Genomic DNA, 22437 nt, shown 5'->3' with positions numbered 1-22437 from the left:
CGGAAGGTTCCCGTTACTGCTTGTTCGAATCGGTGGCTGCCGGCTTGGCCGCATCGGCCTGCTCGGGCTTGGCCGCGTCGGCCGGTGCCTTGCCTGCGGCCGGTGCCGCGCCCGCCGGAGCAGCGCCGCCCGCGGCAGGCTTGCCGTTGGCGTCTTGCCCCGGGGTCCACGGCTTGGCCACCGCCGGTGCGCCTTCCTTGACCTTCTGCACGCCGGCCACGATCACCTTGTCACCGGCGGCCAGGCCGTCGCTGACCAGCCAGTTGCCGTTCTGCGCACCGTCGGTCTTCACGTTCTTGCGGATGACCTTGCCGTCGGCACCGACCACCATCACGTAGCCGCCGGTGGTGTCACGCAGCAGGGCCTGCTGCGGCACCAGGTAGGCGTTGTTGCGCTCGCCCAGGTTGGCCTGGAAGCTGACGAAGGCACCCGGCAGCAGGATCTGCTGCGGGTTCGGCAGCAGCGCACGCAGCGACACCGCGCCGGTGGCCGGGTCGACCGTGGTCGAAGAGAAGTCCAGCGTGCCCGGCTCGCTGTAAGTGGTGCCGTCGGCCAGCTTGACGTTGACCGTGGCCTTGCCGTCACCCGACAGCGCCAGCGCGCCCTTGGCCTGCTGCGCACGCAGCTGGGTCAGCTCATCCACGCTCAGCGAGAAGTTCACGTACAGCGGGTCGAGCTGGTCGACGGTGGTCAGCAGGGTCACATCGCCCTGGCCGACCAGCGCACCTTCGGTGACCTGCTGCTTGTTGGCCACGCCGCTGATCGGCGCGGTCACTTCGGTGTAGCCCAGGCTGATGCGCGAAGAGGTCACCGACGCCTCGGCCTGCTTGACTGCGGCCAGCGCGGTGCGCTCGGCCGATTCGGCGTTGTCCAGGTCGGCCTTGGAGACGAACTGCTGCGGGGCCAGCGAACGGGCGCGGTCGGCGGCCACCTTGGCATTGGCGTAGGTGGCGCGGGCCGAAGCCAGCTGGGCCTCGGAGGCGTTGAGCGAGGCACGCAGCGGCGCCGGGTCGATCAGGAACAGAGGTTGCCCCTGCTTGACCTGGGAGCCTTCCTGGTAGACGCGCTTGAGCAGGACACCCGGCACGCGCGCACGCACGTCGGCGCTGCGGAACGGCGACAGGCGGCCGACCAGCTCACGCTGCAGCGGCAGGGTCTGCGGCTTGGCGTCGATCACGCCCACCTCCGGCGGCGGGGGCGTCTGCTGTTCCGGCTTCTTGCAGGCAGCCAGCGCGACAGCAACGGCGCACGTCAAGGCAAGGGTGCGGAGTGGGGCGGTCATCAGGAGGAACTCCGGGGTTGGTTTGAAGACGGGGCCGGCGACGGCTGAGGCGCGAAGGCGCGCAGGAAGCTGTCGACGGAGAACTCTGCCCAGCGCCGACGCAGCTGCGCGTCATCACGATGGGGGGTATGGAAGCGCTGTTTGTCGAAATCCTGACCGGCGATCATGCTCAGCAGCAGTTCGGCCATGAAGTGCGGGTCGTCATGCCGGAGCTGGCCTTGCATGCAAACGGTTTCAATCCATTCAGCAAGATGAAGCGTCAGCGCGCCGGCCCCATGCCGGTACAGCGTACGCGCCTCTTCGGGAAACTGGGATGCATCGGCGGCGATCAGCCGGCAGGCCTGGCCCACGTGCGGTTGGTTGAAGTGCTCCAGGAAGTCGGTGGCGAACTGGAGCAGGCTGGCACGCAGGTCGTCAGTGCGGAGTGCACGAACCATGGCGCCGGTGGCGTGGCCGACGTGGCGCTGCATCACCCGGCGCAGCAGGTCCTGCTTGCTGCCGTAGCGCGAGTACAGGGTCTGCTTGGAGCAGCCGGCGTGCTGGGCCACCGCATCCATGCTCATCTGCATGCCCTGCTGGGCCAGCAGCTCGCGCACGGCATCGAACACGCGCTCATCGCGTGCGTCGAGGGCAACGGGGAGGTAGGCCGGATTCACGCGGTGGACTATACCGTCCAGTTCAGGATTGTGGAATCGAATCGGCGTCGCCGCGTGTGTCTTCCGGTAACACGCTTTGCCGATCCTGTCGGCAGTGCTGAAGCGGGCGCCAGCACCATACCGGTGCGAACTGAATAGGCGTCTAAACCGCAGCAAACCCGAATCTGGTTATTCCGTCCTGCAGCAAGGCCTTTTCGTGCGGTAGGGCTACAATTTCATTTTCCCAACTGAGCAAGCGCATCGCTCTGCCATGAAACCGCAAAAAACCGCAGCCAAGACCGTGAAAAACAAGACCAAACCAGCAGAAGCGGAGGTCGCAGTGACCGCTGGTTTCTCCCTGGAGCCGGTGTACACGGCCTTGCGCAAGCGCTACCCCGCGGCCGCACAGGCCGAAGCAGTGGCCTTCGCCACTGACTTCTACAAGCGCATGGAGTCGGACGAGTTCCCGCACCACAGCGCTGAAGAGTGGGCCGCTCTCGCGGCTGAGACGCTGGAATTCGCCCGTGCCCGCAAGGCCGGCAAGGCCAACGTCCGCGTGTTCAATCCGACCGCGAAGGCCAACGGTTGGGAATCGCCGCACACCGTGCTGCAGATCGTCAACGACGACATGCCGTTCCTGGTCGACACCGTCACCATGTCGCTGGCCGAACAGGGCGTGGGTGTCCACGTGCTGGGCCACCCGGTGCTGCGCTTCAGCCGCGACAAGGCCGGCAAGCTGGTCAAGGTCGGCGAAGGTGATGCCGAGTCGGTGATGCTGCTGGAAATCGACCGCCAGCCGGCTGAAGCCATGGCGGCCATCGAGCAGGCCATCAACAAGGCGCTGGACGAAGTGCGTGCGATCGTGCGCGACTGGCAGCCGATGAAGGACAAGGCGCTGGCACTGGCCGACGACCTGGGCAGCCGCCAGCTGCCGGTCGACGCAGCCTCGCGCAAGGAAGCACAGGAATTCCTGCGCTGGGCCGCCGACAACCACTTCACCTTCTTCGGCTACCGCGAGTACCGCGTCGAGAAGCAGGGCAAGGAAGAGGTGCTGGCGCCGCTGAACGACACCGGCCTGGGCCTGATGCGCGGCAAGGACAAGTCCGCCGCCCGTCCGGTCAAGACGCTGGCCGCGCAGGGCCTGAACACCACGTCCGGCCTGAAGGACGCGCTGATCCTGACCAAGACCAATGCCCGTTCGCGCGTGCACCGCGCCGGTTACATGGACTACATCGGCGTGCTGGAATTCGACGCCAAGGGCAAGATCATCGGCGAGCAGCGCTTCCTTGGCCTGTTCACCTCCAGCGCGTACAACCGTCGCCCGTGGGAAATCCCGCTGGTGCGCCAGCGCCACGAGCACGTGATGAAGCAGTCCGGCCTGGCTCCGGCCAGCCACAGCGGCAAGGCCCTGCGCCACATCCTGGAAACCCTGCCGCGCGAAGAACTGTTCCAGTCCAGCGAGGACGAACTGTTCCGCACGGCGATGGGCGTGCTGGGCCTGCAGGAGCGCGTGCGCAGCCGCCTGTTCCTGCGCCGCGACAAGTACAGCCGTTTCATCTCCGCGCTGGTCTACCTGCCGCGCGAGCGCTTCAACACCGACGTGCGCCTGCGCATCGAAGCGATGCTGAAGGACGCGTTGCACGGCGAGTACGTCGACAGCTCGGTGGTGCTGGGCGAATCGCCGCTGGCCCAGGTGCACCTGATCGTGCGCCCGAAGCCCGGTGAAATGCTCGACGTCGATACCGCCGAACTGGAGCAGAAGCTGGCCCAGGTGCTGCGCAACTGGCAGGACGACCTGCGTGAAGCGCTGGTGTCCCGCCATGGCGAGACCGAAGGCCTGCGCATCGCCGCCCGCATCGGCAAGGCGCTGCCGGCCGGCTACATCGAAGACAACAGCACCGCGGTTGCCGCCAACGATGTCAGCCAGCTCGACGCCCTGACCGGCCCGGACGACCTGCGCCTGAGCCTGCAGGCCGTGCCGCGCGAAAGCGGCGATGGCCTGCGCCTGAAGCTGTATCGCCAGCTGGACGACATTCCGCTGTCGGATGCGCTGCCGATGATGGAAAACATGGGCCTGCGCGTGATCGCCGAGCGTCCGTACCGCCTGTCGGTCGACAACGCGCCGGTGTACGTGCAGGACTTCGAGGTCGAATCGACCGTCGGCGCGATCGATGCCGCCAGCGTCGATGAAGCCTTCGGCGAGACCTTCGCCCGCGTCTGGCACGGCGATGCCGAGAACGATGGCTTCAACCGCCTGGTGCTGGCCGCCGGCCTGCACTGGCGCCAGGTCGCCATGCTGCGTGGCTACTGCAAGTACCTGCTGCAGACCGGCGTGCCGTTCTCGCAGGCCTACGTGGAAGGCACCTTCGCGCGCTACCCGCTGCTGGCCCGCCTGCTGGTCGAGCTGTTCGAAGCGCGCTTCGATCCGGCCACCGGCCACGAGAGCAAGGACGACATCGCGGCCGGCCAGGCCCAGCTGAAGGCCCACTTCGATGTGCTGGCTGCTGGCGACGACGCCACCCTGAAGGTGCTCAAGACCGTGGTCGACGCCCGCAAGGGTGACCGCGACGCACAGATGCAGGCTGCGCGCGATGCGCTGCTGAAGCTGATGGACCGCGTGTCCAGCCTGGACGAGGACCGCATCCTGCGCTCGTTCATGGGTGTGATCGACGCGACCCTGCGTACCAGCTACTACCAGACCGATGCCAACGGCCAGCACGGCCATGTCATCAGCTTCAAGTTCGATTCGGCGCTGGTGCCGGACCTGCCGAAGCCGCGCCCGTACCGCGAAATCTTCGTCTACGGCCCGCGCGTGGAAGGTACCCACCTGCGCTTCGGTGCCGTGGCCCGTGGTGGCCTGCGCTGGTCGGATCGTCGCGAAGACTTCCGTACCGAAGTGCTGGGCCTGGTCAAGGCGCAGATGGTCAAGAACACCGTCATCGTGCCGGTCGGCGCGAAGGGTGGCTTCTTCGCCAAGATGCCGCCGGTGAATGGCGATCGCGATGCGATCTTCGCCAACGGCGTGGCCTGCTACAAGCTGTTCATCCAGGGCCTGCTGGACATCACCGACAACATCGTCAACAACAAGATCGTGCCGCCGGTGGATGTCGTGCGCCACGACATGGACGATCCGTACCTGGTGGTGGCCGCCGACAAGGGCACCGCGACCTTCTCCGACATCGCCAACGGCCTGGCCATCGCGCACGGCTTCTGGATGGGCGATGCGTTCGCCTCCGGTGGTTCGGTCGGCTACGACCACAAGGGCATGGGCATCACCGCACGCGGTGCGTGGGAGTCGGTCAAGCGCCACTTCCGTGCGCTGGGCCGTGACAGCCAGAGCCAGGACTTCACCGCGGTCGGCGTCGGCGACATGTCCGGCGACGTGTTCGGCAACGGCATGCTGCTGTCGCGCCACATCCGCCTGGTCGCTGCCTTCGACCACCGCCACATCTTCCTGGACCCGAACCCGGATGCGGCCACCACGTTCGTCGAACGTGAGCGCCTGTTCACCGTGCCGCGTTCGAGCTGGGCGGACTACGACGCCAAGCTGATCAGCAAGGGCGGCGGCGTGTACCCGCGCAGCCTGAAGTCGATCGAGATCACCCCGCAGGTGCGTGAAGCGCTGGGCCTGGACGACAACGTCAAGGCGCTGTCGCCGAACGATCTGATGAGCGCGATCCTGAAGGCACCGGTCGACCTGCTGTGGAACGGCGGCATCGGTACCTACGTGAAGGCTGCCAGCGAGCAGCACAGCGATGTCGGCGACCGCGCCAACAACGCGCTGCGCGTGAATGGTGGCGAGCTGCGCTGCAAGGTGGTGGGCGAGGGCGGCAACCTGGGCATGACCCAGCTGGGCCGCATCGAAGCCGCGCAGGCCGGCGTGCTGCTCAACACCGACTTCATCGACAACTCGGCCGGCGTGGATACCTCCGACCACGAAGTCAACATCAAGATCCTGCTCAACGATGTGGTGCGGGCCAAGAAGCTGACCGTCGAGCAGCGCAACAAGCTGCTGGCCTCGATGACCGATGAAGTCGCCGAGCTGGTGCTCAACGACAACTACCGCCAGAACCAGGCCCTGAGCCTGATGGAGCGGATGGCGGTCAAGCGCCTGGGTTCCAAGCAGCACTTCATCCGTACCCTGGAACAGCAGGGCCTGCTCGATCGCCAGATCGAATTCCTGCCGTCCGACGCCGAGCTGTCCCAGCGCAAGGCTCGCGGCCAGGGCCTGACCCGTCCGGAACTGTCGGTGCTGCTGTCCTACTCCAAGCTGGTGGCGTTCGCCCAGCTGCTGGATTCGGACATCCCGGAAGATCCGTACCTGTCCAAGGAACTGCAGCGCTACTTCCCGACCCCGCTGCAGAAGAAGTACGCCGACGCGATGGAGCGTCACCGCCTGAAGCGCGAAATCATCGCCACGGCCGTGACCAACCAGACCATCAACCGCATGGGCGCCACCTTCCTGATGCGCATGCAGGAAGACACCGGCCGTTCCATCGCCGAGGTCGCCAAGGCCTACACCATCAGCCGCGAAACGCTGGATGCACGCGCGCTGTGGGCGCAGATCGATGCCCTCGACGGCAAGGTGCCGGAGTCGGTGCAGATCGATGCGCTGGAAGTGATCTGGAAGCTGCAGCGCTCGTTCGTGCGCTGGCTGCTGTCGCGCCCGGGTGCGATGCCGGGCATCACGGAAGCGGTCAACCGCTACCAGGGTCCGTTCAACGACATCCGCGTTGCTTCGGGTGTGCTGCCGGATTCGCAGCGTCCGACCTACGAAGCCCTGGTGGCCGAGTGGAAGGAGAAGGGCCTGCCGTCCGCGCTGGCGCAGCAGCTGGCCGAACTGCACTTCCTGGAGCCGGCGTTCGACATCATCGAACTGGCCCGCACCCGCAAGCTGAAGCCGGTGGACGTGTCCAAGGTCCACTTCCGCCTGGGCGATGCCCTGCAGCTGCCGTGGCTGTTCGAGCAGGTCGACGCGCTGGAGGTCAATGGCCGTTGGCATGCGGTGGCACGTGGCGTGCTGCGTGACGAGCTGGCCGCCAACCACCGCAACCTGGCGGGCCAGGTGCTGGGCACCAAGGGTGGCAGTGCTGAAGCCAAGGTCGCTGCCTGGATGGGCCGTGACGACAACAGCCTGCGCTTTACCCTGGCGATGCTGGCCGAACTGGCCGAGCAGAAGACCCTGGACTACCCGACCGTTTCAGTCGCGGTGCAGCGCCTGGGCCAGCTGGCTGCGCACGGCGCGTAACTGAAGTAGTGCCAGGCCACGCCTGGCATGTGTGAACCGGAACGGCCCCGCGAAAGCGGGGCCGTTCTGTTTCCGCCTGTTTTTCTGCGATCACTGACCCGACGCCGGCCGTCGATCTGTCATCCGCCCCGCGAGGTCCAACCCCCGGCGCTCGGTTATGCTCTCCCTCATGCCTTCCCCCCGGATCCACCGATGAGCGACACACCCCGCATCGCTTTCCTGGCCAGCACCACCGAGCCCGCGCAGATGGCTCGCGCGGCCATGGTGTCGCGCTATGGCGACTGCACGCCCGAGCAGGCCGATGTACTGTGCCCACTGGGCGGCGACGGCTTCATGCTGCAGACCCTGCACCGGCATGGACACCTAGGCAAGCCGGTGTTCGGCATGAAACTGGGCACGGTCGGCTTCCTGATGAACCAGTACCGTGGCGACGAAGACGTGCAGGCGCGGATCGCCCGTGCCGAACCGGCCAACCTGCGTCCGCTGGAGATGGTGGCATTGACCGAATCGGGCACCAGCACGGGCTCGCTGGCCTACAACGACGTCTCGCTGCTGCGCCAGACCCGGCAGGCGGCGCATATCGGCATCGACCTCAACGGCCAGGAACGCGTGGCCGAACTTATCGGTGACGGCGTACTGGTCGCCACCCCGGCTGGCAGTACCGCCTACAACTATTCCGCGCACGGCCCGGTGCTGCCGCTGGGCTCGCATACCATCGCCCTGACGCCGCTGGCCCCGTATCGGCCGCGACGCTGGCGCGGGGCGATCCTCAAAGCCGACACCGAAGTGCGTTTCCGCGTACTGGACCCGTACAAGCGCCCGATCAGCGTGACCGCTGATTCGCACGAGACCCGCGACGTGGTCGAAGTGACCATCCGCGAGTCGAAAGACCGCCGCGTGACCCTGCTGTTCGACCCGGAGCACAACCTGGAAGACCGGATCCTGAGCGAACAGTTCGTTTTTTGAAGACAATAGGCGGCCGGCCATGCCGACCGCTTGAAGGACCCCCACCGATGGGCGACAACTCCCCCCGTTTGCTGACCGTCGCGGTGACCTCGCGCGCGCTGTTCGACCTCGAGGAAAGCCACGCGTTGTTCGAGAGCGATGGCGTAGCGGCCTATGCCGAGTTCCAGCGCCAGCACGAAGACGACATCCTCGGCCCGGGCGTGGCGTTCCCTGTGGTGCGTAAGCTGCTGGCACTGAACCAGGGCGCCAGTCCAGAGAACCCGCGGGTCGAGGTGATCCTGCTGTCGCGGAACTCGGCCGATACCGGCCTGCGCATTTTCAACTCGATCCAGCACTACGGCCTTGGCATCATCCGCGCGACGTTCACCGCCGGCGAGCCGACCTGGCCCTACGTGAAGCCGTTCGGCACCGACCTGTTCCTGTCGGCCAACCCGGAATCAGTGCGCAGCGCGCTGCGCCATGGCATCGCCGCGGCCACCATCCTGCCCAAGCCGCCCGGCGAAACCGCCGCAGCGGCAGCCGATCAGATCGACATCACCCGCCCGGCCGGGCAGCTGCGCATCGCCTTCGACGGTGATGCGGTGATCTTCGGTGATGAGAGCGAGCGAATTTCGCGCGAGCAGGGCGTGGAAGCCTTTGGCCGCCACGAGCGCGAACGGGCCCGTGAACCGCTCAGTGGCGGCCCTTTCCGCGGCTTCCTGTCGGCGCTGCACACGCTGCAGGAAGTGTTCCCGGCCGGCGAGAGTGCGCCGATCCGTACCGCACTGGTGACCGCGCGTTCGGCACCGGCGCATGAGCGGGTGATCCGCACCCTGCGCGAGTGGGGCGTGCGCCTGGATGAGGCGCTGTTCCTCGGCGGCCGCCACAAGGGCCCGTTCCTGCAGGCGTTCGGCGCCGACATCTTCTTCGATGATTCGCAGCACAACATCGACAGCGCCCGCGAGCACGTGGCCGCCGGCCACGTACCGCACGGCGTCGCCAACGAAGGCTGAGTAGGTGCCAACCGTTGGTTGGCACTGCCATGCATCGGCGCCCACCAAGGTGGGCCTCTACCAGAGCCGCATGCCCCGGTAGTTGCCAACCTTGGTCGGCATCGCCCTCAGGCCCCGGGTCCGATCAAGGGCTGCCCGACATCCCCAGCTGCAGGTCCACCACCTTCCAGCGCAGGCCCTGCGGCTCCAGCACCACCTTCAGCGGCGGCTGGCCGGGGCCGCGGTCGACATCGATCACGAAGCGGTCCAGCGCTTCGAAATGATGTTCGGCATTCTTCAGCGGTCGCGCCGGCTCGGTCGGGCCGAAGGCATCGCCGCCCTGCAGTTCATTGCGGCCGCGCTTCCACAGCACGTGGCCCTGCAGCATCGCGCCGATACCGGTCGGGGTCACCATGGTGTCCACCGCGGCACCGCCTAGCTGGTCGCCCAACCCATACAGCAGGGCACCGAAGGGACTGGCCGCCACATCCGGGCCGGCCTGGCGCACCAGGTAGTCGTTGAGCTGCGCCCGCAGGCTGCTGCGCACGCGCGGGAAATCCACGTAGCGCTCCAGGCGCGCGGTGTCGCGCTGTTCAATGGCCTGGGACAGCCCGCGCACGGTCATGTAGGGGCCAGCGAACCACCAGGCGGCCAAGGCCAGGACCAGCAGCACAACGAGTACAGTGAGTTTCTTCATGCCGCACAGACTGCCGCAACCGCAGCGGCATGGGGTGAAGACTCAATGACTGGGTGATCCGCGCCCATCACCGAAGGCGTTCACCAGCTGCTGGCGTTCGGCTGCGGTCAGTGCCTCAAGCCGCGTCGCCAGCACTTCGTCCAGGCTGACGGTGCGGGTGGTGCCGAGGATGCCGCTGGCCACGCCGGGATGGCCCAGGGCGTAGGCAAACGCGGTCTGGGCGGGGCGCTGGCTGCGGATGGTAGTGATGGCGTGGCGCATCCGGCGTGCACTGCGCATCAGTGCGCGGCTGCTTGGCTTGAGCCAGGCTCTGGCCAGGTACCAGGCGTCGGCCGGGCGCGGCAGGCGGGCGCGTGACGGCAGCAGATGGCCCTGCGCCAGCACGGTGCCGGCCAGCACGCCGATGCCCGCCGCGTGCAACTGGTCGATCAGCGGTTCACGGTCCTGCTGCAGGGCGTTGTAGTCCAGAAGCACCACGTCGAACAGCGTGGGATGGTCGATCATCCAGCACAGGGTCGACGCCGTGTGCGTATTGATGCCGGTGTGCCGGATCAGCCCGCGTTCGCGCAGTCGCTGCAGTGCGGCCAGCAGGTCATCGTTGATGTCGTGCTGGCTGGCACCGTGCAGCTGGTAGATGTCGAGGTAATCCAGGCCGAGGTTGCGCAGCGAGGCTTCGCAGCTGGCGGTGATGGCGGCGGGCGAGAAATTGCGCTGCTCGGCGCCGCTGATGCCGGCCTGGCCGGTCAGCGTGCCGCCCTTGCTGGAGATCACCAGCGACTCGCGCGGGTATCGCTTCAGCAACGGGCGCAGGATGCGGCCCAGCCGCGGCTCGGCGTGGAAACCGGAGTAGTTGTGACCGGTGTCCAACAGGTTGACGCCCTGTGCCAGTGCATGCTCGACCACGTGCGCGGCCGACTGTTCCGGGAACCGGCGATGCCCCCAGAAGCCGGAACAGCCCAGGCCCACCGGCGAAACCGCCAGCCCGGTGCGGCCCAGCGTGCGGCGTTGGTGCGCCAACGACATCAGAATTCCAGGTCCAGCGCCGCGCACAGATAGTCGACGAACGGGCCCAGCCCTGCCAGATCCCTGCCGAGCGTGGAAAGCAGGCGAGGGCCGGTCATGGTGGCGTCGTCCAGCGAGCGCCACATCACCCAGTTGCGATGCTTGAGGTCGTCGATGAACTCGAAATCAGCCGGGAAGCCGCGCGGTGGACGCACCAGTTTTTCGCTCTCCTCGAAGTCGAAGCGCTTGCGCAGCGCGGGAGCATGCGCGGCCGCCTTCCAGCTGCCCGGGTTGTCGAGGATGAAGTGGCGCACGCGGCGCTGGGTCTCCGGTTCCGGATGCCACAGGCCGGCGCCAACGAAGCTCTCGCCCGGTTGCAGGTGCACGTAGAACGAAGGCGCGGCCACTTCGCGGCGGCGCTCATGGAACAGGCGCGCACCCTGCCAGGTTTTGTACGGGGATTTGTCGTTGGAGAAGCGCGCGTCGCGGTGGATGCGGAACAGCGAGCCACCGACGCCACGGGTATCGGCGCGGAAGTGGTCGCTGATCTCCGCCAGCGCTGGCTGCAGGTCACCCAGCAGGCGCAGGAACGGCTGCCGGACGTGGTCTTCATACTGCTGGCGGTGATCGTTGAACCACGCCTTTTCGTTATGCCGCGCCAGGCTGCGCAGGAACTTGAAGCTGGCGTCCGAGAAATAGGTACTCACAAGGTCTCCTGCAGCTGCTGGCCCCAGTCGCGCAGCGATTGCAGCAGGGCCTGGCGCCGGGTGTCATCGGGCGCTTCGGCGGCCAGTGCATCGAGCTGCTGCTGGTACTGGGGCAGGTTGAGTTCGCCCAGGCCGCCGTCTCCGAGCAGGCGCTGGCGGCGGTAATCCTGCCAGCGCTGGCGTTCAGCCGGCGCGAGGCTGTCGGGATGATTGCGCGCGCGGTAGCGGAACAGCAGCTCTGGCAGGCGCGGGTCGCGGAAGCGGCCTTCCAGCGCGGCCAACTGCTCCGGCGCGGTGGTGCGCGCCAGCGCAAGCAGCGGCTTGTCGCCGTTGCCGAGGAAGCCGTCGTACAGCGAGGCATCGACGTCGGCCACGGTGGCGGCGCGGGGCTGGTTGTAGACCTGGCGAGCCTTCTCGGCCAGCTGCGGGGCGAACGCGCGCAGCCGTTCCACCTTGGCCTCGATCGCGGCTACGTCCAGGCCGAGGCGCTCGTGGTCATCGGCGCGCAGGTGGTTCCAGGCGATCAGCGCCGGCACCTTGTTCAGATGCACTTCCTTCAGCGGTACCCGCGCCACGCCTTCGGGCAGCTCGCTGGCGCGCATGTACAGGCGCTGTGCGATCACCTCGGCCGGCAGTTCCAGCAGGTCATCGATCTCGCCTTCCAGGTCGAACACGATCACCCGGTTGTTGATGGTGGGATGCACGGCCAAGGGCAGCACCGGCGCCGCGCACAGGCGGCTGGCCGGGTAGCGCATGGAAATATGCAGCACCGGCTTCATCGCGGTGACGTCCAGCAGGCTGCCGACGAAGCGCTTGTCGCGCAGCTTCAGCGCGTACTCCCACAGCCGCGGCTGCGACTGCTTGAACAACCGTGCCATGCCGATCGTGGCGCGCACGTCGGACAGCGCTTCGTGCGCATCACCCTCGCGCACGTTGTTGGCTTCGGCCAGGTGCTCGAGCTTGAACGAGGTGGCGCCATCTTCGCGCAGCGGCCATTGGATGCCGTCCGGACGCATCGCGCGCATCAGCCGCAGCATGTCCAGCAGGTCCCAGCGCGAATTGCCGTTGCGCCACTCGCGTTCGTACGGGTCGTGGAAGTTGCGGAACAGCCCGTAGCGGACGAATTCATCGTCGAAGCGCAGCGTGTTGTAACCCAGCGCGCAGGTGCCGGGGCGCGACAGCTGTTCGTTGATGCGGTCGAAGGCTTCGGCTTCGCTGATGCCTTCAGCCAGTGCCTGCTGCGGGGTGATGCCGGTGACCAGGGTGGCCATCGGCGAGGGCAGCAGATCGTCGGCCGGGCGCACGAAGAAGCTGACCGGGGTGTCGATCTCGTTCAGATCGGCGTCGGTACGGATCGCGGCGTACTGCGAGATGCGCGTGCGCCGCGGGTCCTGGCCGAAGGTTTCCAGGTCGTAGAACAGGAAGCTGTCAGCCATCAGTGCGCGCCCTCCAGGACCGGCAGCTGCGCATGGATCTGCGCTTCCAGTGCGGCCCAGTCGATGTTGTCCAGCGAATCGTGGCCGGCCGTGGCCGCCACCAGCATGTCGCGCTGAAGCTCGGTGCGGCGCAGGGCTTCCGCGTACGGCGTGTGCAGGAAGGTGACCATCGTGTAATGCGGTACGAACCGGGTCGGCCAGCGCCGCTGCAGTTCCTGTTCCAGTTCACGCTGCAGCAGGAAGGCGGGATCGGCCACGCGGTCGCGCATTTCCAGGTAGTTCTCCAGTGCCATCTGCTGGATCGCGCGTGCATTCGGCTTGCGCTCGGCTTCGAAGGCTTCGAACGCGCCTTCCAGGTCGTCCGCTTCCATCAGATGACGGGCCAGCGCCACACAGTCCTCGAACGCGCAGTTCATGCCCTGGCCGTGGAACGGCACCATCGCATGCGCGGCGTCGCCGATCAGGACGGCGCGGCCCTGCTGGTGCCAGCGATCAAGCGTCAGCGTGCCAAGCAGGCCCGGTGGGTGCTGCTCCCAGTCCGCGCGCAGGTTCGGGATCAACGGCAGGGTGTCGGCGAACTCGCGCGCGAACAGCGCCTCGGCCTGTACACCGGTGTTGACCGTGGCGAAGCTGGGGTCGCCCTGGTTGGGCAGGAACAGGGTGACGGTGAAGGTGCCTTCGTGGTTGGGCAGGGCGATGCACATGTAGTGGCCGCGCGGCCAGATGTGCAGTGCGTTGCGCTCGATGCGGAAGCTGCCATCTGCGGCCGGCGGGATCTCCAGCTCCTTGTAGGAGTGGTCGAGGAAGGCGATGTCCTCGCCCAGCGGCGCACGGCGGTTCATCGCCGCGCGCAGCGCCGAGCCGGCGCCGTCCGCACCGATCAGGGTGTCGAAGCGGATGTCGTGCGGGCTGTCGTCGCGATCATCGATGAAGCGCGCGTAGCCGGCATCGAAATCGACGGTGTGCAGGCGGCGATGGAAGTGCACGGTGGCGCCGGCCTGTTCGGCCAGTTCCAGCAGCGTGGTGTTCAGGTCGCTGCGGTGGATCGACCAGATCACTTCGCTGTCATCACGGCCATAGCGCTGCAGCTGCGGTTCGCCCTCGCGCGGGTGCACCATGCGGCCGCGCATCATCACCGCGCGCGCCATCACCTCGTCTTCCACGCCGGCCTGGCGCAGCGCATTGCGCCCACGCTCGGCCAGCGCCAGGTTGATCGAGCGGCCGCTCTCGTAGTCGGCCACGCGAGGATCGCCGCGGCGCTCGTACAGGGTGATGCGCCAGCCCTGGCGTGACAGCAGGATGGCCAGCAGGGACCCGGCAAGGCCGGCACCGATAATGCTCAACGAGCGGGAAGCGTGTGCGATCAACGAACTGTCCAGCAGTAGGGGAAGGGGCCGGCTTAGAGGCCGGCCCAGGCTTCCACTTCCTCGACGAAGTGGTGCACGTCCAGGTAGCGGTTGTAGAGCGGGGTGGGCGAAATACGGATCACGTCGGGTTCGCGCCAATCGCCGAGCACGCCGATGCCGCGCAGGTGTTCGAACAGTGCGCGGCCACGTTCGCGGCCACCGATCACGCGCAGCGACAACTGGCAGCCGCGGCGCTGCGGGTCAGCCGGCGTGATGATGTCCAGCACGCTGGACAGGCGCGCGCGCACCAGCGCTTCGAGCATGCCGGTCAGCGCCAGCGACTTGCTGCGCAGCGATTCCATGCCGGCGCGCTCGAACAGGTCCAGCGAGGCCCGCAGCGGTGCCAGGCCGAGGATCGGCGGGTTGCTCAGCTGCCAGCCTTCGGCGCCGATGGCCGGGGTGAACTGCGGTGCCATCTGGAAGCGGGTGGACTCTTCATGGCCCCACCAGCCGGCGAAACGCGGAAGGCCGGTGTCGCGATGGTGGCGCTCGTGCACGAAGGCGCCGGCAACCGCGCCCGGGCCGCTGTTGAGGTACTTGTAGTGGCACCACACGGCGAAGTCGGGTGCGATGTCATGCAGGCGCAGCGGCAGGTTGCCGACCGAGTGCGCCAGGTCAAAGCCGATGCGTGCGCCCTGCAGGCGGGCGGCACGAGTGATCGCATCGAGGTCGAAAGCCTGGCCGGTGCGGTACTGCACGCCCGGCCACAGCACCAGCGCCAGGCGCGGGCCGTGTTCGGCGATGGCCTGCTCGATCACGGCCAGCGAGATCGTGCCGTTGGCCTCGTCCGGCTGCACTTCCACCAGGCACTCGGCCGGGTCGAAGCCATGGAAGCGGATCTGGGCCTCCACCGCATGGCGGTCGGTCGGGAATGCGCCGGCCTCCATCAGGATCACCGGGCGCTCCGCCGTGGGCCGGTAGAAACTGACCATCATCAGGTGCAGGTTCACGCTCAGCGTGTTCATTGCCACCACCTCGCTGGGCAGCGCACCGACCACGCGGGCCAGCTGCGCGCTCACCAGGCGGTGGTAGGACAGCCACTGCGTCGGGCCGGTGAAGTGGCCTTCCACGGCCAGCTCGCCCCACTGCTTCATCACTTCCTGCACGGCCGCCTGCGCGCCACGCGGCTGCAGCCCCAGCGAGTTGCCGACGAAGTAGGTCTGCTCGCCGCCACCATGGCGCGGAATCAGGAATTCATTGCGCAGCGGGCGCAGCGGATCGGCGGCATCCAGGGCGATGGCATGGGTGCGGCTGAGCAGGTCGGACATGGTCGGGCAACAGGCTGCAACGGGACCGCCAGTGTAGCGCCTGGCGGCGTGCCTGCCGCCGAACCTGTAGAGCCGAGCCCATGCTCGGCTGCCGGGCCACGAAGCCGAGCATGGGCTCGGCTCTACAGGGGCAGGTGCTCAGCCCACTGCTGGCGTCGGCAGCGGATCCACGTGCCCGCACTGGCTGCAGGTACGCAGCTCCAGGCTGGCGTGGTAACGCGCGAACACCTTGGGCAGGTCGGTTTCGATGTTCTGCAGCGGGAAGTACTCTTCGTGCAGCTTGTGGTTGCAGTGTTCGCAATGCCAGATCACGCCGTCCATCTCATGCGGCAGGCGCTTGCGCTCGACCACCAGGCCGATACCACCGGGCGGGCGCCGCGGCGAGTGCGGCACCTTCGCCGGCAGCAGGAAGATCTCGCCGGCGCGGATCGGAATGTCGCGCACCGCGCCGTCTTCCTGCACCTTCAGCACCATCTCGCCTTCGAGCTGGTAGAACCACTCCGGGCCTTCATCGTAGTGGAAGTCGGTACGCGAGTTCGGCCCGCCCACCACCATCACGATGAAGTCGCCGTTGTCGATCATCTTGTTGCCCACCGGTGGCTTCAGCAGGTGGCGGTTTTCTTCGATCCAGGCGTGCAGGTTGATCGGCGAAGCGAGCATGGTGGTCATCCGTGGGGAATCAGTCGCGCTTGCCCTTGCGCGGGACGTAGGACAGGGCCTTTTCATACGCCGGCTGCAGCTCTTCCTGCGAACCGACGTCGATGCCCATCTCGCGCACGCGTCCGTCCTTCAGGCTGTAGACCCAGCCATGCACCATCAGCTTCTGGCCGCGGGCCCAGGCGTCCTGCACGATGGTCGAGCGGCACAGGTTGGCCACCTGCTCGATCACGTTCAGTTCGCACAGGCGAGCGTGCTTGAGCTCATCGGTCTCGATCGCATCGAGGATGCCGGTGTGCTTCTGCATCACGTCGCCAACGTGGCGCAGCCAGTTGTCGGCCAGGCCGACGCGGGTGTTGTGCAGGCAGGCATGCACGCCGCCGCAACCGTAGTGGCCGACGATCAGGATGTGCTTCACCTTCAGCTGGTCCACCGCGTACTGCACCACGCTCAGGCAGTTCAGGTCGGTGTGGGCGACCACGTTGGCGACGTTGCGGTGCACGAACACTTCACCCGGGGCCATGCCGATGATCTGGTTGGCCGGCACGCGCGAATCGGAACAGCCGATCCACAGGTATTCCGGGTGCTGCTGCTTGGCCAGCTGGTGGAAGAACTCGGGGTCTTCCTTCTCGATGCGGTCGGCCCAGTCGCGGTTGTTCTGCAGCAGCTTGTGGATGTCTTTCATGTACGGGTCCCTGGCGTCGGGTGGGGGCGCGCCGCAGCCATCCGGCTGCGTCGTCGCGGGGATCTGGGGCGCTCAGTCGCTGCGGGCGGCCTGTTCGCGGTGCCAGCGCATCCACTGCGCCAACTCGGAGGAAGAGGGAGTGCCCAGCTGTTCCAGTTCGGCGATCACGGCGCGCTGGTTGGCGTCGGGATGGTTCTGGCTCAGCTTGAGCTTGAGCTGCACCTGCTCGACCTGGAAACGGAAGCCGACGATGGCGCGCAGCTCCGGGCCGTGTTCGGCACGCGTGGCATCGAACTGCCAGGCCTGGCCGACACTGGCTTCGAAACGGTCGCTGATCGTACCGACCAGTTCGGCCAGCGCATCAGTGTCGTCGAAGGTCTGCAGCTGGCCACGCAGTTCTGCGGCGGCGTAGTTCCAGGTCGGCACCCGCGCGGCGGGCTCCTTGTCCGGATACCAGCTGGCCGAGACATAGCCGCGCGGGCCGTCGACCAGCACCTTGGCCGCACCGTTGTGGCGCGACTGCGGGTTGGCGCGGGCCCAGTGGCCGCGTAGTTCGATCTGTTCGCCGTCACGCCGGTACAGCACCGGCATCCGGGTCAGCTCCGGCAGGCCATCGCGACCGGGCGTGAGCACGGTAACGAACGGGTCGCGCGCCAGCAGGCGGTCCAGCCAGAGCAGGTCGGTCTCGGCGAAGGCGCGCGGGGTGAACATGCTGGGGTCAGGCGCGCCCGCCCAGCGACTGGATCATGCGGCCCCGCAGGCCCTCGTCGCTGTCGGCCTGCGGCGGCTGCACTTCGTGCAGGCTGAAGCCGCGCACCAGCGCGTCTTCTTCGTCCAGGCCGTCGTACTCGACGAACTCGGCGTCGAACAGCTGCGAACGGGCGGTGTCTTCGCTGTCATAGCTCAGCGTGTTGCCATCGCTGTCGAGCACTTCGGCGGTGCCGGCCGGGCGCACGCGCAGGCGCGCCCAGATCAGGGTGTTGCCGAGGCTGGCCAGCCACCAGCTGTCGCGCGAGGCGGTGATGTCATTCATGGATGTGTTACCAGAGCGAGGCCAGCCAGAGCAGGGCGGCCATGCCCAGTCCGGCCAGCAGGGTCAGCAGCGATACCCAGGCCGGCGTCGCCAGCCCGGACAGCGAGCGGTCCGGCTGCTGGCGATAGTCGCGGCGCAGCAGCCAGGCCAGGGCATCGGGCTTGAGGAAGGCACCGCTGCCGAAGCGCTCGGCGAGCGCCGGATGGCGGTCGCGCACATGCACCAGGGTCAGCGGCCAGAAGATCACGAAGGCACTGAACCCGGCCACTGCAACGCCGACGAAACAGAGGGCGAAGAACAGGGTCATGGGGCAGTACCTCCGTGGTCGTGTGGGGCTTAGAAGTCCGCGCTGCCCGGGGCGCGCGGGTAGGGGATCGCATCGCGGATGTTGGACAGCCCGCAGACGTAGACCACCAGGCGCTCGAAGCCCAGGCCGAAGCCGGCGTGCGGCACCGAACCATAGCGGCGGAAATCGCGGTACCAGCTGTAGTGCTCGCGATCCAGGCCGAACTGGGCCATGCGCGCATCCAGCACGTCCAGGCGCTCTTCGCGCTGGCTGCCGCCGATGATCTCGCCGATGCCCGGGGCCAGCACGTCCATCGCGGCAACGGTCTTGCCGTCGTCGTTCAGGCGCATGTAGAAGGCCTTGATGTGCTCCGGATAGTTGGTCACCACCACCGGGCGGCCGACGTGTTCCTCGGTCAGCCAGCGCTCGTGCTCGGTCTGCAGGTCCAGGCCCCATTCGACCGGGAAGTCGAACTTCCTGCCGGATTTCTGCAGCAGGCTGACCGCATCGGTGTAGTCGATGCGCTCGAACGGTGCGTTGATGAAGTCTTCCAGCTTGGTGATCGCGTTCTTGTCCACGCGCTCGGCGATGAAGGCCAGGTCGTCGCTGCGCTCGTTCAGCACCGCGCGGAACAGGTACTTCAGGAACTCTTCGGCCAGGCGTGCGTCTTCGGCCAGGTCGGCGAAGGCGATTTCCGGCTCGATCATCCAGAACTCCGCCAGGTGGCGGGTGGTGTGGCTGTTCTCGGCGCGGAAGGTCGGGCCGAAGGTGTAGACCTTGCTCAGCGCCAGGCAGTAAGCCTCGACGTTCAGCTGGCCGGACACGGTCAGGAAGGTTTCCTTGCCGAAGAAGTCACGGCTGAAATCGATCGCGCCCTTCTCGTCACGTGGCAGGTTCACCATGTCCAGGGTGGACACGCGGAACATCTGGCCGGCGCCTTCGGCGTCGGAGGTGGTGATGATCGGGGTGCTGATCCAGTTGAAGCCGTTCTCGTGGAAGAAACGGTGCACCGCCTGGGCCAGGCAGTTGCGGATGCGGGTGACCGCGCCGAACAGGTTGGTGCGCGGGCGCAGGTGTGCCACTTCGCGCAGGAACTCCGGCGACATCGGCTTGGGCTGGATCGGGTAGGTGAGCGGGTCTTCGACCCAGCCGACCACTTCCAGTGCGCTGGCCTGGATCTCGAACGACTGGCCCTTGCCCTGCGACTTCACCAGGGTGCCGGTAGCGATGACCGAGCAGCCGCTGGTCAGGCGCTTGATCTCGTCGAAGTTGGCCAGGGTGTCGTTGGCCACGACCTGGATCGGGGCGAAGCAGGAGCCGTCGCTCACATTCACGAAGGCCAGATTCGCTGAACCGCGCACCGTGCGCACCCATCCGCGTACCGTGACTTCGCCGCCTTCCGGGATCTTCCCGGCAAGCGCATGTTCAACGCTGACCACCGTCATGACTTGAATCCTCTGCTGATCGACTCGATCTGTGAACACGGGAGTTTACCGGTTGCAGTGTTCCGCTTGCGAGGCATTTTTCATGGCAACGGCTCCTTATAATGTCCCCGTACCTCTGGAGTAGCCCCATGGCCGTCAGCCTGACCCCCATTGCCTTCGAGCGCGTGCAGCGCTTTGTCGCCCAGACCCCCGGCGCGCTGGGCCTGCGTTTCGGCGTGACCAAGACCGGCTGCTCCGGCTGGGGTCACATCACCGACCTGGCCCGCGACGAGCGCGAGGGCGATACCGTGTTCGACCAGGACGGCGTGAAGATCTACGTCGACGCCAAGAGCCTGGCGCTGGTGGACGGCACCGTGATCGACTTCGGCAAGCATGGCCTGAGCGAGACGTTCACGTTCAGCAACCCCAATGCCACCGCCGAGTGTGGCTGCGGCGAGAGCTTCACCACCGACGCCGACAAGGCCTGACGGCCGGCCGCCAGGCATGGCCCTGCGCTGCCAAGGCGTGCTCTGGTAGGTGCCGACCTTGGCCGGCACGCTGGGCTCGGCAGGGACCCCACGGATGGAACGACCGCTTTTCACCTATCACCCCAACGCCTACGCCCTCTCCTTCGAAGAGGTCGACGGTATCTGTGACTGCTGCGGTCAGGCGCGGACGCTCCGTTACCGGGGGCCGTTCTATACGCATCTGCGGCCGGAGTATCTGTGCCCGTGGTGTATTGCCGATGGCAGGGCGGCGGCCAGTTACGAGGGTGAATTCACCGGCTGGAGCGATATTGAAGGGGTTTCGCCGGATCCGGCCGACCCGCCGCCGACCATCGCCCGTGAGCTGCTGCTGGAGATCTGCGAGCGCACCCCGGGCTACTCGTCCTGGCAGCAATCGGTCTGGTTGAGCCATTGCGAACGGCCCTGCGCCTTCCTCGGCTTCGCCGGCAGCGAAGACCTGCTGCCCATCCTCGACCAGGTCCGGCCCGATGTGGCGGCGGTCAATCCACGCGACGCCGACTGGGTGCTGGCGCACCTGAGCCGGGACGGGATGATGGTCGGCTGCCTGTTCCAGTGCCTGGAATGCGGCCAGCATCGCCTTCACGTCGACCTGGGATAGCTCCCGGCGGAGTCATGGATCGCCCGGGGCCCGGTAGCAGCCAACCTTGGTTGGCACGGGGTGCTCCCCCCGGTTCAGGTTGCCCCGTGGTCCGCTGGTTGCCCGGCCACCCCATCTGCGCCATAATGCGCGGCTTCCTGCCTCCCTGGCGGGAACCCTTGCCCCACCGCGGTCTCAACGGCGGGGGGCTGTCCGGCCGCAAGGCCACATCCGAAAGGTAGAAAAAACATGAGTCGTCATTACGAAATCGTGTTCATGGTCCACCCGGACCAGAGCGAGCAGGTCCCGGCCATGATCGAGCGCTACAAGTCGCTGGTCGAGAACGGCAACGGCACCATCCACCGTCTGGAAGACTGGGGCCGCCGCCAGCTGGCGTACCCGATCCAGAACCTGGTGAAGGCCCACTACGTGCTGATGAACATCGAAGCCGACCAGGCCGTTCTGAACGAACTGACCGAAAGCTTCCGCTTCAACGACGCCGTGCTGCGCAACCTGGTCATCAAGCGTGACGAGGCTGACACCGAGCAGTCGCTGATCATGAAGAGCAAGGACGAGAAGGGTGACAAGCCGGAGCGCGGTGAGCGCCGTCGTCGTGACGACGAAGAGGGCGAGTCCAACACCACCGCTGACAACGAAGCCGGCGACGACGCCGCTTCCGCCGCCTAAGGAGCCTTCCCATGTCCAAGTTCTTCCGTCGCCGCAAGTTCTGCAAGTTCACGGCTGAAGGTGTGAAGGAGATCGACTACAAGGATCTCAACACCCTGCGCCAGTACCTGACCGAGAACGGCAAGATCGTGCCGAGCCGCGTCACCGGTACCAAGTCGAAGTACCAGCGCCAGCTGGCGACCGCCGTCAAGCGCGCTCGCTTCCTGGCCCTGATCCCGTACACCGACAACCACGACGTCTGATGCCCGGCGGGGCGGCCCGGTGCCGCCCCCGCTGTGCCAGCTATTCGGACAGCCTTTGTTGCGGGGCATCGCCTCGCTAACGAATAACTTATCTGGAGCAATACCATGCAGCTGATCCTCCTGCAGAAAGTCACCAACCTCGGCAACCTGGGCGACCTGGTCGACGTGAAGCCGGGCTACGGCCGTAACTTCCTCGTGCCGCAGGGCAAGGCCGTTCCGGCCACCGAGAGCAACAAGGCCGAGTTCGAAGCCAAGCGCGCCGAATACGAAGCCAAGGCCCAGGCCATCCACGCCGACGCTGACGCCCGCAAGGCCAAGCTGGAAGGTGCGAGCGTGACCATCCCGGCCAACGCTTCGACCGAAGGCAAGCTGTACGGCTCGGTCGGCGCCCGCGAAATCGCCGATGCCTTCACCGCTGCCGGCCTGCCGGTCAGCAAGAGCGAAGTCATCCTGGGCGAAGGCGCCTTCCGCAACATCGGCGAATACGACGTGCTGGTCCACCTGCACGCCGACGTCGAGACCACCGTCAAGGTCGTCGTCGTCGCCGAAGCCTGATCCCACGCCGCAAGGCCTGGCATCACCGCAGAACGGGCGCCCGCAAGGGTGCCCGTTTTGTTTTATGGCTCCGTTTCGTGGCGTCGGGCCACGTCCGGCCGACGGGGTGGGGCTGGACAATGTTCCACGCCCATTCGTAGAACACG

The 22437-nt window shown here is 66.9% G+C and carries 22 protein-coding genes; 8 read left to right on the top strand and 14 right to left on the bottom strand.

Annotated features, from left to right (window positions below):
- Nucleotides 1-13 precede the first annotated feature (13 nt).
- Together ACW5IY_RS14350 and ACW5IY_RS14345 are read right to left on the bottom strand one after the other, a co-directional pair.
- Nucleotides 14-1282: an efflux RND transporter periplasmic adaptor subunit gene (locus ACW5IY_RS14350; protein WP_049436756.1), complete on the bottom strand. Its 1269-nt coding sequence runs from the start codon at nt 1280-1282 to the stop codon at nt 14-16.
- Nucleotides 1282-1938, bottom strand: a complete 657-nt coding sequence (locus ACW5IY_RS14345; RefSeq protein ID WP_049436755.1) for a TetR/AcrR family transcriptional regulator — start codon at nt 1936-1938, stop codon at nt 1282-1284. The genes ACW5IY_RS14350 and ACW5IY_RS14345 overlap by 1 nt, the downstream gene beginning before the upstream one ends.
- Nucleotides 1939-2188: 250 nt before the next feature.
- Between ACW5IY_RS14345 and ACW5IY_RS14340 the strand changes: the two genes are divergently transcribed.
- The 3 genes from ACW5IY_RS14340 (at nt 2189) to ACW5IY_RS14330 (ending at nt 9123) form a co-directional block, all read left to right on the top strand.
- A complete protein-coding gene (locus ACW5IY_RS14340) occupies nt 2189-7165 on the top strand; it encodes an NAD-glutamate dehydrogenase (RefSeq protein WP_049436754.1) in 4977 nt (1658 codons plus the stop codon).
- Nucleotides 7166-7357: 192 nt separating this feature from the next.
- Entirely contained in the window at nt 7358-8131 is a 774-nt protein-coding gene (locus tag ACW5IY_RS14335; protein WP_049436753.1) for an NAD kinase, read from the top strand.
- Between the two features lie 47 nt (nt 8132-8178).
- A complete protein-coding gene (locus ACW5IY_RS14330; RefSeq protein WP_010480444.1) occupies nt 8179-9123 on the top strand; it encodes a 5'-nucleotidase in 945 nt (314 codons plus the stop codon).
- A gap of 124 nt (nt 9124-9247) precedes the next feature.
- On the opposite strand, the gene ACW5IY_RS14325 is transcribed toward ACW5IY_RS14330, so the two are convergent.
- From ACW5IY_RS14325 to asnS, 12 genes are all read right to left on the bottom strand, one after another.
- Nucleotides 9248-9799, bottom strand: a complete 552-nt coding sequence (locus tag ACW5IY_RS14325) for a DUF2939 domain-containing protein (protein ID WP_049436752.1) — start codon at nt 9797-9799, stop codon at nt 9248-9250.
- A 42-nt stretch (nt 9800-9841) separates the two neighbouring features.
- Nucleotides 9842-10822 carry an aldo/keto reductase gene (locus ACW5IY_RS14320; RefSeq protein ID WP_049436751.1) on the bottom strand — a complete coding sequence of 327 codons (981 nt, stop codon included), beginning with the start codon at nt 10820-10822 and terminating at the stop codon, nt 9842-9844.
- On the bottom strand, nt 10822-11508 hold the full coding sequence (locus ACW5IY_RS14315; RefSeq protein WP_049436750.1) for a DUF2461 domain-containing protein: 687 nt from the start codon (nt 11506-11508) through the stop codon (nt 10822-10824). The genes ACW5IY_RS14320 and ACW5IY_RS14315 overlap by 1 nt, the downstream gene beginning before the upstream one ends.
- A complete protein-coding gene (sbcB, locus tag ACW5IY_RS14310) occupies nt 11505-12944 on the bottom strand; it encodes an exodeoxyribonuclease I (protein WP_049436749.1) in 1440 nt (479 codons plus the stop codon). Before sbcB ends, ACW5IY_RS14315 begins: the two co-directional genes overlap by 4 nt.
- A complete protein-coding gene (locus tag ACW5IY_RS14305) occupies nt 12944-14311 on the bottom strand; it encodes an FAD-dependent oxidoreductase (protein ID WP_049436748.1) in 1368 nt (455 codons plus the stop codon). The genes sbcB and ACW5IY_RS14305 overlap by 1 nt, the downstream gene beginning before the upstream one ends.
- 32 nt (nt 14312-14343) lie before the next feature.
- On the bottom strand, nt 14344-15618 hold the full coding sequence (gene kynU / locus ACW5IY_RS14300) for a kynureninase (RefSeq protein ID WP_049436747.1): 1275 nt from the start codon (nt 15616-15618) through the stop codon (nt 14344-14346).
- 138 nt (nt 15619-15756) lie between these two features.
- Complete coding sequence (locus ACW5IY_RS14295; protein WP_049436780.1) at nt 15757-16278, bottom strand: 3-hydroxyanthranilate 3,4-dioxygenase; 522 nt, start codon at nt 16276-16278, stop codon at nt 15757-15759.
- Nucleotides 16279-16297: 19 nt separating this feature from the next.
- Complete coding sequence (can, locus tag ACW5IY_RS14290) at nt 16298-16960, bottom strand: carbonate dehydratase (RefSeq protein WP_014037740.1); 663 nt, start codon at nt 16958-16960, stop codon at nt 16298-16300.
- Nucleotides 16961-17032: 72 nt separating this feature from the next.
- Complete coding sequence (locus tag ACW5IY_RS14285; RefSeq protein ID WP_049436746.1) at nt 17033-17671, bottom strand: FMN-binding negative transcriptional regulator; 639 nt, start codon at nt 17669-17671, stop codon at nt 17033-17035.
- A 7-nt stretch (nt 17672-17678) separates the two neighbouring features.
- Complete coding sequence (locus ACW5IY_RS14280) at nt 17679-17993, bottom strand: hypothetical protein (protein ID WP_006453002.1); 315 nt, start codon at nt 17991-17993, stop codon at nt 17679-17681.
- 7 nt (nt 17994-18000) lie between these two features.
- Nucleotides 18001-18300 (bottom strand): hypothetical protein, encoded by a 300-nt coding sequence (locus tag ACW5IY_RS14275; RefSeq protein WP_005417403.1) that lies wholly within the window; start codon nt 18298-18300, stop codon nt 18001-18003.
- A 29-nt stretch (nt 18301-18329) separates the two neighbouring features.
- Nucleotides 18330-19724, bottom strand: coding sequence for an asparagine--tRNA ligase (gene asnS, locus ACW5IY_RS14270; RefSeq protein WP_049436745.1), 1395 nt, complete (start codon nt 19722-19724; stop codon nt 18330-18332).
- 128 nt (nt 19725-19852) lie between these two features.
- Here asnS and ACW5IY_RS14265 point away from each other — a divergent pair, with 128 nt between their 5' ends.
- From ACW5IY_RS14265 to rplI, 5 genes are all read left to right on the top strand, one after another.
- Nucleotides 19853-20191, top strand: coding sequence for a HesB/IscA family protein (locus ACW5IY_RS14265; RefSeq protein WP_006376495.1), 339 nt, complete (start codon nt 19853-19855; stop codon nt 20189-20191).
- A 94-nt stretch (nt 20192-20285) separates the two neighbouring features.
- A complete protein-coding gene (locus ACW5IY_RS14260; RefSeq protein ID WP_049436744.1) occupies nt 20286-20828 on the top strand; it encodes a CbrC family protein in 543 nt (180 codons plus the stop codon).
- Between the two features lie 228 nt (nt 20829-21056).
- On the top strand, nt 21057-21494 hold the full coding sequence (gene rpsF, locus ACW5IY_RS14255; protein ID WP_005417400.1) for a 30S ribosomal protein S6: 438 nt from the start codon (nt 21057-21059) through the stop codon (nt 21492-21494).
- Between the two features lie 11 nt (nt 21495-21505).
- Nucleotides 21506-21736: a 30S ribosomal protein S18 gene (gene rpsR / locus ACW5IY_RS14250; RefSeq protein WP_002804494.1), complete on the top strand. Its 231-nt coding sequence runs from the start codon at nt 21506-21508 to the stop codon at nt 21734-21736.
- A 105-nt stretch (nt 21737-21841) separates the two neighbouring features.
- Nucleotides 21842-22291: a 50S ribosomal protein L9 gene (gene rplI, locus ACW5IY_RS14245; protein WP_014037734.1), complete on the top strand. Its 450-nt coding sequence runs from the start codon at nt 21842-21844 to the stop codon at nt 22289-22291.
- Nucleotides 22292-22437: the final 146 nt, after the last annotated feature.

This window comes from Stenotrophomonas sp. C-A (genome assembly GCF_054030835.1).
This window is presented reverse-complemented; position numbering and strand designations above follow the sequence as displayed.

Excerpts from the sequence above, each read along its gene's own strand:
- rpsF (WP_005417400.1), top strand. The coding sequence starts at position 21,057 with ATGAGTCGTCATTACGAAATCGTGTTCATGGTCCACCCGGACCAGAGC.
- ACW5IY_RS14285 (WP_049436746.1), bottom strand. The coding sequence starts at position 17,671 with ATGTTCACCCCGCGCGCCTTCGCCGAGACCGACCTGCTCTGGCTGGAC.
- ACW5IY_RS14350 (WP_049436756.1), bottom strand. The coding sequence starts at position 1,282 with ATGACCGCCCCACTCCGCACCCTTGCCTTGACGTGCGCCGTTGCTGTC.
- ACW5IY_RS14275 (WP_005417403.1), bottom strand. The coding sequence starts at position 18,300 with ATGACCCTGTTCTTCGCCCTCTGTTTCGTCGGCGTTGCAGTGGCCGGG.
- ACW5IY_RS14335 (WP_049436753.1), top strand. The coding sequence starts at position 7,358 with ATGAGCGACACACCCCGCATCGCTTTCCTGGCCAGCACCACCGAGCCC.
- ACW5IY_RS14325 (WP_049436752.1), bottom strand. The coding sequence starts at position 9,799 with ATGAAGAAACTCACTGTACTCGTTGTGCTGCTGGTCCTGGCCTTGGCC.
- kynU (WP_049436747.1), bottom strand. The coding sequence starts at position 15,618 with ATGTCCGACCTGCTCAGCCGCACCCATGCCATCGCCCTGGATGCCGCC.
- ACW5IY_RS14330 (WP_010480444.1), top strand. The coding sequence starts at position 8,179 with ATGGGCGACAACTCCCCCCGTTTGCTGACCGTCGCGGTGACCTCGCGC.
- rpsR (WP_002804494.1), top strand. The coding sequence starts at position 21,506 with ATGTCCAAGTTCTTCCGTCGCCGCAAGTTCTGCAAGTTCACGGCTGAA.
- ACW5IY_RS14265 (WP_006376495.1), top strand. The coding sequence starts at position 19,853 with ATGGCCGTCAGCCTGACCCCCATTGCCTTCGAGCGCGTGCAGCGCTTT.
- ACW5IY_RS14320 (WP_049436751.1), bottom strand. The coding sequence starts at position 10,822 with ATGTCGTTGGCGCACCAACGCCGCACGCTGGGCCGCACCGGGCTGGCG.
- asnS (WP_049436745.1), bottom strand. The coding sequence starts at position 19,724 with ATGACGGTGGTCAGCGTTGAACATGCGCTTGCCGGGAAGATCCCGGAA.
- ACW5IY_RS14340 (WP_049436754.1), top strand. The coding sequence starts at position 2,189 with ATGAAACCGCAAAAAACCGCAGCCAAGACCGTGAAAAACAAGACCAAA.
- ACW5IY_RS14260 (WP_049436744.1), top strand. The coding sequence starts at position 20,286 with ATGGAACGACCGCTTTTCACCTATCACCCCAACGCCTACGCCCTCTCC.
- ACW5IY_RS14295 (WP_049436780.1), bottom strand. The coding sequence starts at position 16,278 with ATGCTCGCTTCGCCGATCAACCTGCACGCCTGGATCGAAGAAAACCGC.
- ACW5IY_RS14280 (WP_006453002.1), bottom strand. The coding sequence starts at position 17,993 with ATGAATGACATCACCGCCTCGCGCGACAGCTGGTGGCTGGCCAGCCTC.
- can (WP_014037740.1), bottom strand. The coding sequence starts at position 16,960 with ATGAAAGACATCCACAAGCTGCTGCAGAACAACCGCGACTGGGCCGAC.
- sbcB (WP_049436749.1), bottom strand. The coding sequence starts at position 12,944 with ATGGCTGACAGCTTCCTGTTCTACGACCTGGAAACCTTCGGCCAGGAC.
- rplI (WP_014037734.1), top strand. The coding sequence starts at position 21,842 with ATGCAGCTGATCCTCCTGCAGAAAGTCACCAACCTCGGCAACCTGGGC.